The organism is Shewanella sp. MEBiC00475 (assembly GCF_005234075.1).
Taxonomy (GTDB): Bacteria; Pseudomonadota; Gammaproteobacteria; order Enterobacterales; family Shewanellaceae; genus Shewanella; species Shewanella polaris.
The window spans coordinates 2,674,211-2,687,628 of the sequence record NZ_CP039928.1; the positions used below are offsets into that span (position 1 = coordinate 2,674,211).

Consider the following 13,418-nt stretch of genomic DNA (forward strand, 5'->3'; position numbering starts at 1 on the left):
ATCCTTTTATTTATTTTCGCTGTGACCGTAACTTAATACGCGAGTAATTTTCCATTTGTCGTCTACTTTACGCCAAACCATGACAAAGTCAGCTTTACCTTCGCATTGGTTGGTTTTATTTTGACAAAAGATATGCACCCCTTCGGTAATCGCACCAAAATCTTTAATCGAGTGGACGTTAAAAGAGCCTTCAACCAATTTTCGGGTGTACTGACCACAGGCATTGTTTTTGGTATTGGCAATCATGCTCTCACGGTCCCACGTTACACCACCATTATCATGATAAAACTCAACGTCAGTTGCAAAAAAGCTCGAGTGCTTATCAAGTTCTTCAGTTTTTTGACAATGATTAAATGAGTCAAACACTGCAGTATCAAGGGCTTTCATTGTGTCAGTCAAAGCCTTGCCATCAGCCAGTGATGACATTGAGATCAAGGCCAATAAAACCAAACCGATTGTTTTCATCGTTTTAATTCCTAATGTGTCAGTGACAAGGTTAGGTGGTCAAAATTAGCGCACCATTTCAGAATTAGGAGAAGATCTCTAAAGATTGTGGCAGGTTTTGAATTACTGCTCTAGTCTTTAATTATCTTTTAATTGGTTTGGTGGTAAATGATGTTTAAACCAAGACGAATTATCGAGGATTTAGAAAATACCGTCACTTTCCATTACCTCTCATCTTCGCAGTACAGAACTTTATCATGCAAAGTTGATGATATGACGAGAGAAAACCTGTTATATCAACATAAGTGGGTTAGGTTAGGATATTTTCAGCGAGCTCTTCACTTCGCTTATCAAATATGTACTTCAGCATGCTTACTTATTGGTAGGCATATACATCTAATAATATTTTTCACAATGATTTATATGTTATTAGGTTGCGGAAACTCTAATACGAGTTCAACACAAGACCCCGTGGTATTACCAAACAGTTATTATAGTGACTTATATTCTTGGAATATAAGTGGTGGCCTAAAACAGACACAATTAGGTAGAGGAATTAACGTAGGCAATTACTTAGAGGCTCCTTTTGAAGGTGATTGGACTGGTGGTAAGGTCTTGATTGAAGATGATTTTAAAATAATTGCCAAAGCAGGTTTTAAAAATGTACGTATTCCTATTCGCTGGACTGCTCATTCAGATAAAACCTTTCCCTATACTATTGATTCTGCATTTATGAATCGTGTTAGAGAGGTTGTAGGTTGGGCCAACAACTCAGGTCTTAAAGCCATTATCAATGTGCATCACTACACGGAGTTGATGCGAGCTACTGAAAACGAAAAAATGACACACATTTTACGTTTAGAAGGTATCTGGAAACAAATTAATGAGCAATTTCCGCTTTCTAAGTATTCCCGAACGGATCTAATTTTTGAACTACTAAACGAGCCGCAAGACAGTATTCACTACAATGATTGGAACGACATTATCGAACGATTATTGGCGGTCATTTGGGGCGATACAGATATCCCACATACAAATAATGCTCAACGTATTGTTATGGTAGGTACTGCTTATTGGAATGTACCTGATACCTTACTTAAACTGTCATTGCCACACTATGCAAATAAATATAATACAATTATTACAGTGCACAATTACAAACCCTTTCATTTTACTCACCAAGGAGCTAAATGGGTTAATGGTTCAAACAAGTGGATCGGGACTAAATGGCTAGGCACTGAGAGCGAAACAGCACCGTTAATCACGTTATTAGATAATATGACTCGTTGGAATTCAAAAGCTAATCGTAATTTTGAAATCTATTTAGGTGAATTTGGTGTCTATTCGCGCTATGCCGATCCCCTGCAGCAAAAAGCATGGACGGCTTTTATTGCACGTGAAGCAGAAAAACGGAATATCAGTTGGGCGTATTGGGAATACTCATCGAGCTTTGGTGTATACGACAAAAAAGCTCAGCAATGGCGACCACATTTGATAGAGGCATTAGTTCCAGTACAATAATAATATTGATTCACTGAGAGCGTCTTAACTCAATGACCGAACGTCAGAAACAAAGACGATCCGTTATATGTTTAGTCTTTTGCTTTTGATGTGCAGAAGGGATAGCTTGCTTGTAATAAAAAGGAACCCTTGGGTTCAAAGTCCTATCTTTCGCTCAAATAAAAAGGCCTTATCTTTGTCGATTTGGCATTTTGTCTTGAATCTTGAGGAGGGATAGAGATGTTTTATAAAAAAGAACTCAATAAATCAACCTCAACCTCAAAATAAAACTAAAATTCATTATAATCAATTGCTAATCGAAAAATCACATCTCAAAAAGTGTACATTCTTAGTCTATATATGGCATTTAAGTATTTATAGATTAAATTGTAAATGAACGCCATGGTCTTTTGTCAGAATTTTATACTTTCATCAAATTTCTTCACCGTAATTGTATCTTTTCCTTCATCCTTTACAAGAATCCATCTAGCCATAATTTTGATTTTAGGATCTAGGAAACGAAACCTTGTACCTTTTGGTGTTTTTCTAATTAACGGGCTATTGCCACTTGCAAGTTCATTTAAAATTGCGGGTATATTTAGAGTTTTTCCATAGGTACTATCAGGAAACCGATTTCTTAGCGAATCTTCGACTTCTTGAGCTGAAAACTCATTGCTTGATATCAGACCTATGGTGAATATAACTTGATTTCTTCTAGCGTGTTTTGTGGCTTTAGAATTAAGATGTGCTTCCATTCGGGTATTTTCACTAACCAGTGCCTCTTGGACCCAATTACGCAGACATTGGGTGTATAATTCATTTGTAATAATGTAATTGTTTGCTTCAATCTCAAGAGCTAATTCTAGGCAAAGTTCATGAATATACTGGGGAACATTTGCTGAGAACCAAGATATAGCATTAAGTAAATATCCTTCATCAAAACCTTTGGCAGGATCAACTAAACATTTAGCCTTTAGTAAATCAAAAAAACCTCTTTTAACTAATGCTTTAGCATCTGCAGATAACAGTACGGACACTTCAGGAATTTCTTGAGTCCTGTTTATAATTGTTTGACTAGAGTCTATCTTAGAAAAATAATCCCTTAAGTTACTTGTAGTGCCTACGAGAATAATTCGTATTTTATACTTTGCATATTCGCTATCATCCAAATACATTAAAATTGATGACAACTCTCGGACTAATTTTTCATCTTTAACAATATGCTCTAAGTTTTCGATAACTAAAAATGAGTCGTTTGCCCCCGCATTCCTATATAAAATGCGGATCAACTCAAGATATGGTTCTAAAGGTAAAGCGTCATATTTTCTTGTATGCTGCAAATCACCTTTTGCAACACCAACACTTGCCGTAGCCCCTTTACGCTCTTCATAACTTTTGGTTTCGAAAGGAGTTAAACGAGCAGTTAAAGCCCTAATTGCATTAGAAATTGATCCTGCAGTATTAACGGTTGCGGCATTTAGTACTTCATATTTTATTTTTCTTTCTGCTAGAATTTTTTTATAAAGCCATGTCTTACCACAGCCACTTTCGCCATGAACAATTATGTGTTTAGGTTTACGTAGGGCTTTTATGAAAGCAGTTTCTAACTCGCTTCGAGGAACATACATTTTTTCGTTTACAGAATTGCCTTTAGGAGTAAATATACTTTCTGCTTTTAATCTTCTCATTAACATTTCCAACAATAAGTACTCAAAAAATAGTCTTTATGCGTTGCACTGTTTATAGCATAAGCCGCTTATAGAACTAGGCCGATACTTAGTTCATGTAAAACTGAGCTACCCATTATTTGAACAAGTAACATAGCTCGTTTTCATTGCTTTGGCGATAGGGGAAAATTAATTAAATTAATTATGACATCCATAATTAATCTGCAATGCCTGATGATACTTTTTCGTGTTGTTCTTGGTTCTTGCGGAGGGATAGCTTGCTTGTAATAAAAAGGAACCCTTGGGTTCAAAGTCCTATCTTTCGCCAAATAAAAAGGCTCATCATTTCTGATGAGCCTTTTTATTTGAATGTGGCGGAGGGATAGGGATTTGAACCCTAGAACGGGATAAACCGTTGCCGGTTTTCAAGACCGGTGCATTCGGCCACTCTGCCATCCCTCCGAACGGGGTGAATAATAAGGGTATTGACGAAAATGTAAAGCCTTGATGTGTTCAATGGCGCAACAAATGCACAAAATCACCTAAAACAGCTCACGATCGCATAATATTTATACTTATCACACTATTCATTTATTTGAATGTCGTTTTAGATTGCCAATGGCCTCTTTCATTGACTAGTAGTCTAACGAGAGAGGCCATGACAAGAATAACGACTAGTTAACCAAACCACGACGCTTTAATAAGGCATCAGTCGATGGTTTTTTACCGGCAAAGTCGATGTAGTCTTGCATTAGGTCTTGGCTGTTACCTTTTGACAAAATAGTGTCGCGGTATTTTTGGCCATTCTCTAATGTTAATCCACCGTGTGACATCATGAAAGAGAATGCGTCAGCAGCAAACACTTCAGTCCATAAGTACGCGTAGTAACCCGCTGAGTAACCGCCACCAAAGCTATGGCTAAAGTAAGTGGTTTTGTAGCGAGGAGGTACTGGAGTGTAATCTAAACCGTGTTTTGCTAAGGCTTGCTTTTCAAAGGCGGCAACATCGGTAATTTCAGTACCCGCAGCTATTGAGTGCCATTCCATATCCAGTAATGCAGCCGCTAAGTATTCAACGGTGCCGAAACCTTGGTTAAAGGTGTGCGACTTTAATACTTTTGCAAGTAGTTCTGCTGGAATAGGTTCGCCTGTTTTGTAGTGTTTAGCGTAGTTAGCTAGCACTTGTGGGTCGATACTCCAGTCTTCGTTTGCTTGTGATGGAAACTCAACAAAGTCACGTGCGGTAGCTGTGCCCGCTAGACTAGGGTAGTTAACTTGCGAAAATAGTCCGTGGATAGCATGACCAAATTCATGGAACATGGTGCTCACTTCGTCGAATGTCATTAACGTTGGTTGACCTTCGGCTGGCTTAGGAATATTTAGCGCGTTATACACTACTGGCTTGGTGTTTTTCAAGAATGACTGGGTAACCAGTTCGTCCATCCATGCACCACCACGCTTACCTTGGCGAGCATATGGGTCTAGATAGAATAAACCAATGGCACTGCCATCTTTGTTAAAGACTTCATATGCCGATACGTCTTTGTGCCATACAGGTAAGTCTTTACGAGGTTTAATTGTGATGCCGTAAAGCTTGTTCATGGCGAAGAATAAGCCGTCGTTAAGTACGGTATTCATTTCGAAGTATGGCTTAACTTGGCTGTCATCTAAGTCATATTTGGCTTTACGTACTTTCTCTGCGTAGTAAGCCCAGTCCCATGGTTCAAGTTTGAAGTCTTTACCGTCTTTAACGATTTCAGCTTGAATGTCAGCGGCTTCAATTCTGGCTTTAACCAAGGCTTTTGGCGCTAGATCATCAAGTATGCCGTAAACTGCTTCTGGGGTTTTAGCCATTTGATCGCCTAGGCCATAAGCCGCCCATGTTGGGTAACCTAATAGGTTGGCTTTAGCTGCACGTAGTTGGGCAATTTTGATGTTTAAAGGCGCGTTAGTGTCCATGGCGCGATAAGCAGAGGTTTCCCATAGTTGCTTACGAACATCACGATTTTTAAGGCTAGACAGCAATGGTTGGGTGGTGGTGTTCACTAATGTGATCATGTAACCCGTTTTACCAGCATCTTTTGCCGCTGCTGCCAATGATGCGATGTCGCTGTCAGATAAGCCGTCAAGTAGGGCTTTATCTTCAATAACAATCACGTCATCTTTAAATGATTTTAATACGTTCTGTGAAAAACTGGTTTCCAGCTTGGCTAATTCACCATTTAGTTCACGCATTTTTGTTTTGTCTGCAGCAGATAGCTCTGCACCCGCGCGCACGAAACGGTCGTAATACACTTCAACTAAACGTAAATCTTCGCCAGTTAATGCGGCTTTATTTTTATAAATAGCTTGAATGCGGGAAAATAGTTTCTGATTCAGGTAGATATTGTCTTGATGTGCGGTTAATTTTGGGACGATTTGTTCTTCAATACTAGTGTAGTTGTCGTCTGAAATAAGCCCTGAAAGATTGAAAAATGCACGTTGAGTACGGTCTAAGATAGCACCGGTTTTTTCTAACGCGACAATGGTATTTTCAAATGTAGCGGGTTCACTGTTGTTAGTAATCGTAGCGATTTGTGCTTTTTGTTCTTGCATGCCTTGTTCAAAGGCCGGTAAATAATCGCTGGTGTTAAGCTTATCAAACTGTGGCGCCATAAAAGGTAATGGACTGGCAGTTAATAATACATTGTCGACAGTGTCAGCTGCTTTAGTCATTGTTTTTGAAGCATCTTCAGTTGTTTTACTGGTCATTGCGGTATCTGCTGATTGCTCTGAACATGCACTGAGCATCAAGGCCGCACTGACGGCAGTGGTAATAAGAGTTTTGCGCATTGAAATATCCTTGGGTCTGGGCCCTTTTGGGGTGTTTTTATGCCTATTCAAAATGTTGTTGTTACGTAAAGTAGAATAGTGACAATAAAAATGTAATGTCATAACGCTAATACAATACCAAGCCTATGGCTTATCGCATAGGTTAATGCTATTAACTTAGATTAATTATTGTAACTAAAATTGCCAATAGTGATGTTTGTTAGATTTTAGAACCTTTTGGCTGCAATTGTAGTGGCAATTTGTGGATATTCGCGTAGCTTAATAGTCATAGATACGTACGATGAGGGTGATAGATGAAAGCGGGTAAACACGATACAAAACTGCTCAAGCTCGCGATGGAGATTGGTGTGGGATATGCACAAAAGCGTGGTTTTGATGATTTTGGTAAAGGCATTTCGCCAAAAGATAAAGTGGAATGTATTTATCGGTTATTAGTGCAAGACAATTTAATCCAACCGTTAGCCGAAGATAAAGATGATGGTCCCAATCGTAAACATAAATTGATTTTATGGATCAGTAAACAATTGCCTAAAGAGCATGAGTTACTGAACTAACGTTACTGACGTGAATAATGAATTAAGCCCAAATGAAATAGCATTTCACTTGGGCTTTTTTGTCTTTAGCGTCTGTCTGTACAGTCGCTAATATTGATTTTATTAGCGCGACTCTATTTCAATAATTTTTAAGCTGATTAACTGCTTTTGCCATTGTTGCTTATTAATACCTTCTACCCAAAATGGTGTTGTTTGACGGTGCTGACCTTTGCGTAAATAGGTTTCTGGCATACGGAAAATAGCTTCCCACGCTTCTATGGTTTCGGTTTTGATTAAACCGCCTTGATCGTCAAAAAAACTGGCTTCAACATTGACGACGGTAACGTGATCGTCACTCGTGCTGTCAAAATCAAACACAAGTCCGAGTTTGTCGCCTTTCCATTGCGTGTTAGCTAGAGTCACTTTTATGCCGTCTTTAGCTGTGCTGCCAAGTAAGCTGGGTTGTGCCATTGCTGCAGCGGTTAAGCGTGTTGTGGCGATAGCTGGGGAAATTGAAGGTTCAACTGGTGTTTTAGCGCTAACTGTTGGCGTGTTTGCTACTGCAATAGGTGCAACAGCGGTTGCCGTAGATGATACTGATTTTGCCATTACAGCGGGCGAGGCCGCTACTTGAGTCACTACAACAGGTTGCGTAACCGTTTCGGTGATGATGTATTCCCAGGTGAAGTCGTCTTTTAAGCGAACATTGGCGCCATTTTCCAACGTGATCACTGCAACATCAGCTGCCATTGCTGCAGGGGCAAATAATAACAATAAGGCTGATGCAATCGCATTAAATTTGGTTTTCATCTATTCATCCTGATTGAGAGTCTTTAATCGCTTAATTCTACGTGTTTTCATGAATTAAATGGAAAATATTTTGATGGCAAGCCTATCGACTCATGCTGGACGTTATAACGTCGCTTTTTTGGGGCATTCAGTTTTAACATTAGTGTAGCTAATAACCAGTTATATTAGCGAATGCTGAAGGTGATATGGCTCATAAAATACAACATTGGCAGCAAAAATGGGTTTTGATTTACAGAGTAAAGAGTAAACTCATTCATAACATGTAAACTTTATACATGAATAGCATTTGAGGAGTAGAGTTATGTTTTGTGTGCAATGTGAGCAAACCATTAGAACACCAGCAGGTAACGGCTGTAGTTACTCGCAAGGTATGTGTGGCAAGTTAGCGTCGACGTCTGATATTCAAGACTTATTAATTTATATGCTGCAAGGTGTGTCTGCTTACGCAGTTAAAGCCCGTGAGTTTGGCATTGTAGACAGCGATATCGACGCATTTGTCCCTAAGGCCTTTTTTGCTACTCTGACTAACGTAAACTTTGATGATGAACGCTTAATTGATTATGCCTATCAGGCACAAACCTATCGTGACCAATTAAAAGCGGCGTATATCGCAGCGTGTAAAGAAAAAGGCGTAGAGCCTGAAATGGTTAGCGCACAAGGTGAACTATTACTCGCCACTTCAAAACCTGAAATCTTAGCTCAAGCGCCAGTTGCACTGCTTAATCGCGGTGACGTACATGAAGACATTCTGGGCTTACGTTTATTATGTTTATACGGTTTAAAAGGCGCAGCAGCTTATATGGAGCATGCGCGCATATTAGATCAAACTGACGTTGATGTGGCCGCTGAGTTCCATAAAATCATGGCATTCTTAGGTGAAGATTCTGTTGATGCTGACAAACTGTTTGCTTGTTCAATGGAAATCGGTCAATTAAACTATCGTATTTTGGCTATGTTAGATTTGGGCGAAACTACCTCATTTGGCCATCCTGAGCCAACTCAAGTGAACACCAAGTCAGTTAAAGGTAAGGCCATTTTAGTGTCTGGCCATGACATGAAAGACTTAGAGCTTATCCTTGAGCAAACTGAAGGTAAGGGTATCAACGTCTTTACTCATGGCGAAATGTTACCTGCTCTTGCTTACCCAGCGTTTAAAAAATACTCACATTTAGTGGGTAACTACGGTGGCGCTTGGCAAAATCAGCAAAAAGAATTTGCCACTTTCCCTGGTGCAGTAGTGATGACATCAAACTGTATTATCGACCCTACGGTGGGCGAATACTCAGACCGTATTTATACCCGTAGTATTGTGGGTTGGCCTGGTGTGACACACGTTGAAGGTGATGACTTTAGCGAAGTGATTAATAAAGCACTTGAACTTGAAGGCTTTATTTACGATGAAATCCCACAGATGATCACTATCGGTTTTGCTCGCAATGCATTAATGGCAGCAGCACCTACAGTTGTTGAAAACGTTAAGAATGGTTCTATTAAGCACTTTTTCTTAATTGGTGGTTGTGATGGCGACAAATTAGAGCGTAATTACTTTACTGACTTAGCTAAATCAGTGCCTGACGATTCAATTATTTTGACTTTAGGTTGTGGTAAGTACAAATTCAATAAATTAGAATTTGGCGACATTAATGGTGTGCCTCGCTTATTAGATGTGGGTCAATGTAATGATGCTTATTCTGCCATTCAGTTAGCGTTAGCGTTAAAAGACATTTTCGAATGTGATCTTAACGATTTACCTTTGAGCATTGTGTTGTCATGGTTTGAGCAAAAGGCGATTGTAGTTTTGTTAACCTTATTATCTCTTGGGGTTAAAAACATTCGTACAGGGCCAACAGCTCCAGGGTTCTTGTCTGAAAACTTAATGAACATTTTAGAGCAGCAGTTTGGTTTACGCGGCACTACTGATGTTGAAACAGACCTAAAAGCTATGATTAAAGTAGCGTAATTTGTCTGAACTATAGTGCCTTTAAGTCCAACTTATAGGCACTATTTCGATTAAAGACGGTATGAGTTTCTTCATATCGCCCCTCTCTTTTTTACTGTGTTAAAGGTATCAAAATGAGTAGCTCTCCCTCTGTTGGTTTTTCTTTTTCTCAAGCACTTTCTGCCCAAGCCGCTAAATCACCTGCCCCTGTTAGTGAGGCTCCGCCAAAGGTTGAACCAGTAGCTTTGACAACCCCAGAAGCCCTTTTGGCTGCCGATAGCTGGCAACGAGGAGAGGTGCAACTGCGCTGTGTTGAAAAATGGAATGAAACCCACAATGTGGTTAGTTTTCGATTTCAAGGATTAACACCGGTTAAGTTTCATTTTAAACCGGGGCAGTTTCTTACCTTTAAGCTAGATATCAATGGTGAAAAGGTTTACCGAAGTTACACTATTTCATCTTCACCTTCTCGGCCTTTTTCGCTGGTTGTCACAGTGAAAAGAATCGCAGATGGTTTGGTGTCTAATTATTTGGCCGACACCTTAAATGTGGGCGATGACGTTACCGTCACAGGCCCAGATGGTATCTTTAATTTAGTCGACATTGTTGCCGACAAATATTTGTTTTTAAGCGCAGGCTGTGGCGTTACGCCTATGCATTCAATGTCTCGCTGGCTTTGCGATACCACTACCGATAGTGATATTGCCTTTGTACACAGCGCAAAAGGTGTCAATGACATTATGTTTGCAGATTCAATGGCATCAATGGCATCACGAAGCCAAAAATTCAATCTTAATTATATGCTTAAGTCAGATGAAAATAGCCAAGTACTCACTGATAAACATGAGGCTACAGGCTTTGGCATTGGTCGCTTAAACTTAGAAAGCTTAATCAAATTGGTACCAGATTATCAGCAGCGTACGGTATTTGTGTGTGGCCCTGAATCTTATATGGCCGACGTAAAATTACTGTTAGCAGCCGCTGAATTTGATATGAGTCAGTTCAATCAAGAAAGCTTTGGTGAAAGCAGTGCCATGGGTGTGAAAGCTGCGCTGGAAAGTAATCCATCAACCGAGCAGTTTATGTTGAGCATTGGCGATAAAGACATTCCGTTAACGGGCGATCAAACGTTATTGGATGGCATCGAGTCTGCAAAGTTACCGATTATCGCTGCTTGTCGCTCTGGCGTTTGTGGCGCGTGCAAATGTCAGGTTGTGTCGGGAACAGTCAAATCAACCAGCCAAATGGCGTTAACACCTGACGAAATAGCAACAGGTTTTGTGTTGGCTTGTTCAACTAAAATAACCTCGAATGTGCAGTTAAAAATGTAGTAGACGTTAGATTTTGGACGCTAAACAATAAAAATCCCTTAGTGGTTAGGCTACTAAGGGATTTTTTATTGTCAGTAGCAAGCATGAATTTACTATCTGCATACTAGCCAGATTTTAGTGATATCTCGTAACGATTGAACGTAAATTCACCATGTTGATATTGTGAGTGGTAGGTCATACCAAGTTTGGTGGCCACGTTTATCGAGGCACTATTGGCATTTGCAACATCGGCATAGACTATGTCTAAATCCATATGCTGTTTGGCATAGTCAATACAGGCTTGGTTAGCTTCTGTAGTTAACCCTTTTCCCCAATAATCTGGATGGAGCCGATAACCAATATCGACGGCATTAATGCGGGTTTCATTTTTAAATCCACAAAAACCAATCACAGTATTGGTGTCTTTAAGCACCATCGCCCAACGGCCAAAACCGTATTGTTGATATTCCACCAACCAAATGTTGCCAATGATGTTTTCGGCATCGCTTAAGGTATTACATACGCCTGCATCGCCAGTGTAACGATTGACTTGCTCTGGTGTATTAAAATGCAATACTGCTGGTGCATCTTCAAGGGTAAATTCTCGGATAATCAACCTTGGTGTTTCAGTAATGATTTTCATTATTTTCCCTTGTTATTGTTTTTATATCCCTATTGATTTAATCACTTTATCCCTTAATTCGAATTGAGATTACCTAAAACGAATTACAAAGTAGCTTAAGCTTATGCTAGGTTAACTACTCAATTCCCGACAATTAAGAATAACAATATGATCTGCTCCCGTGCTGCATACCCCTTATTGGCGTTAGTGTTTTCAGCTTCGTCTTTATCATTTAATGCTATTGCAACACAGAGCGATCTTGATCAATCTGTTACTCAAGCGTTACCTAAACTTGAAAAGTTATATCTACATTTGCATCAACACCCTGAGTTGTCTTACCAAGAAAAAGCCACCAGTCAGCGGATGGCGCAAGAGTTAGCACAATTGGGGTTTGAGGTGACAGACAATTTTGGCGGTTACGGTGTGGTTGGCATATTGCAAAATGGCAAGGGGCCAGTGGTGATGATCCGCGCTGACATAGATGGATTACCCATTATAGAACAAACCGGTAAATCTTATGCGTCCACTGTGACAACGCAAGATGCCAACAACAATAAAGTCGGAATTATGCACGGATGCGGCCACGATATTCATATGACTAGTTTGATTGGTACAGCAGAGCAATTAGTTAAACATAAAGCCGATTGGCAAGGCACCTTAATGATGGTTGCCCAACCAGCAGAAGAAGTGGGCGGTGGGGCTAAAGCGATGCTTAAACAAGGGTTGTTTAGCAAGTTCCCAACACCGGATAGTATTATTGGTTTGCATGTGAGCGCGTCAATTCCTGCGGGTAAAGTGGGCACGGTAAGCGGTTATGCATTGGCGAACGTTGATTCTGTCGATATTACGATTAAGGGTAAAGGCGGGCATGGGGCTTATCCGCACTCAACTATCGATCCCGTGGTACTTGCTGCACGCACTGTACTTGCGTTGCAAACCATAGTTAGCCGTGAAGTGTCACCGTTAGAGCCTAATGTTGTCACTGTGGGGTCTATTCATGGCGGATCGAAACACAATATTATTTCAGATGAAGTGAAGTTGCAGCTGACATTACGCTCGTATAATCCTAAGGTTCGTGAACAACAAATAGCGGCGATTAAACGTATTACTACAGGTATTGCGATCAGTGCTGGTTTGCCAGATGATTTCATGCCTGTGGTGTATGTGCATGACGATGAAACGATCCCTTCAACCTACAACGAGCCAACATTAGCCGCTAAAGTGAAAGCCAGTATTGAGGCTGAATTGGGCAGTGATAATGTGCTGGTGGCACCACCGGTAATGGCGGGTGAAGATTTTGGTTTATATGGACTCACACCAGAGAAACGTCCTATTACCTTATTTTGGCTCGGCGCTGTTGATCCTAAACAGTATCAAGCAAGTGTTGCATCTGGCGAAACCTTGCCGTCTTTACACTCTAGCCAGTTTGCGCCAGATTATCAGTTAACTATCCGTACAGGGGTTAGGGCAATGACACGCACAGCGATGGATTTATTTAATCAACCAGCGCAATAAACTTGAACGTTTACATTCAAATCAGTTTGCACCCGTTTATCTATGCCGTTAACTATCCTTACTGGGGTTAGGGCAATGACAAAATCCGCGATGGATTTATTTAATCAACCAGCGCAATAAACTTGAACGTTTACATTCAAGCCAGTTTGCACCCGGTTATCTATGCAGTTAACTATCCGTACTGGGGTTAGGGCTATGACAAAATCCGCGATGGATTTATTTAATCAAACAGCGCAATAACAAAAAA

General features: G+C 40.2%; 10 protein-coding genes and 1 tRNA gene. 5 read left to right on the forward strand and 6 right to left on the reverse strand.

Going from position 1 to position 13,418, the window contains the following annotated elements; genetic code table 11:
* Positions 1-6 precede the first annotated feature (6 nt).
* Entirely contained in the window at positions 7-465 is a 459-nt protein-coding gene (locus tag FCN25_RS11820) for a nuclear transport factor 2 family protein (RefSeq protein ID WP_137224996.1), read from the reverse strand.
* Between the two features lie 402 nt (positions 466-867).
* On the opposite strand from FCN25_RS11820, the gene FCN25_RS11825 reads away from it, so the two are divergent.
* Entirely contained in the window at positions 868-1,965 is a 1,098-nt protein-coding gene (locus FCN25_RS11825; RefSeq protein ID WP_175405861.1) for a glycoside hydrolase family 5 protein, read from the forward strand.
* Between the two features lie 392 nt (positions 1,966-2,357).
* Here FCN25_RS11825 and FCN25_RS11830 read toward each other — a convergent pair whose 3' ends face one another.
* The 3 genes from FCN25_RS11830 to FCN25_RS11840 form a co-directional block, all read right to left on the reverse strand.
* Positions 2,358-3,632 (reverse strand): AAA family ATPase, encoded by a 1,275-nt coding sequence (locus tag FCN25_RS11830; protein ID WP_175405862.1) that lies wholly within the window; start codon positions 3,630-3,632, stop codon positions 2,358-2,360.
* Between the two features lie 351 nt (positions 3,633-3,983).
* Positions 3,984-4,073 (reverse strand) — tRNA-Ser (locus FCN25_RS11835).
* A 212-nt stretch (positions 4,074-4,285) separates the two neighbouring features.
* Positions 4,286-6,442 (reverse strand): M3 family metallopeptidase, encoded by a 2,157-nt coding sequence (locus FCN25_RS11840; protein ID WP_137225002.1) that lies wholly within the window; start codon positions 6,440-6,442, stop codon positions 4,286-4,288.
* 293 nt (positions 6,443-6,735) lie between these two features.
* On the opposite strand from FCN25_RS11840, the gene FCN25_RS11845 reads away from it, so the two are divergent.
* The gene (locus tag FCN25_RS11845; protein WP_137225004.1) at positions 6,736-6,996 is read left to right on the forward strand and encodes a DUF5062 family protein; all 261 of its coding nucleotides are present in this window, start codon (positions 6,736-6,738) and stop codon (positions 6,994-6,996) included.
* A gap of 102 nt (positions 6,997-7,098) precedes the next feature.
* On the opposite strand, the gene FCN25_RS11850 is transcribed toward FCN25_RS11845, so the two are convergent.
* Complete coding sequence (locus FCN25_RS11850; protein ID WP_137225006.1) at positions 7,099-7,785, reverse strand: DUF3157 family protein; 687 nt, start codon at positions 7,783-7,785, stop codon at positions 7,099-7,101.
* Between the two features lie 301 nt (positions 7,786-8,086).
* Here FCN25_RS11850 and hcp point away from each other — a divergent pair, with 301 nt between their 5' ends.
* Both hcp and FCN25_RS11860 read left to right on the forward strand, forming a co-directional pair.
* Positions 8,087-9,745, forward strand: coding sequence for a hydroxylamine reductase (hcp, locus tag FCN25_RS11855; RefSeq protein WP_137225009.1), 1,659 nt, complete (start codon positions 8,087-8,089; stop codon positions 9,743-9,745).
* Between the two features lie 113 nt (positions 9,746-9,858).
* A complete protein-coding gene (locus FCN25_RS11860; protein ID WP_137225011.1) occupies positions 9,859-11,055 on the forward strand; it encodes a hybrid-cluster NAD(P)-dependent oxidoreductase in 1,197 nt (398 codons plus the stop codon).
* Between the two features lie 103 nt (positions 11,056-11,158).
* Here FCN25_RS11860 and FCN25_RS11865 read toward each other — a convergent pair whose 3' ends face one another.
* On the reverse strand, positions 11,159-11,677 hold the full coding sequence (locus FCN25_RS11865) for a GNAT family N-acetyltransferase (protein WP_137225013.1): 519 nt from the start codon (positions 11,675-11,677) through the stop codon (positions 11,159-11,161).
* 147 nt (positions 11,678-11,824) lie between these two features.
* Here FCN25_RS11865 and FCN25_RS11870 point away from each other — a divergent pair, with 147 nt between their 5' ends.
* Complete coding sequence (locus FCN25_RS11870; protein ID WP_137225015.1) at positions 11,825-13,171, forward strand: M20 family metallopeptidase; 1,347 nt, start codon at positions 11,825-11,827, stop codon at positions 13,169-13,171.
* The last annotated feature ends 247 nt before the right edge of the window (positions 13,172-13,418 follow it).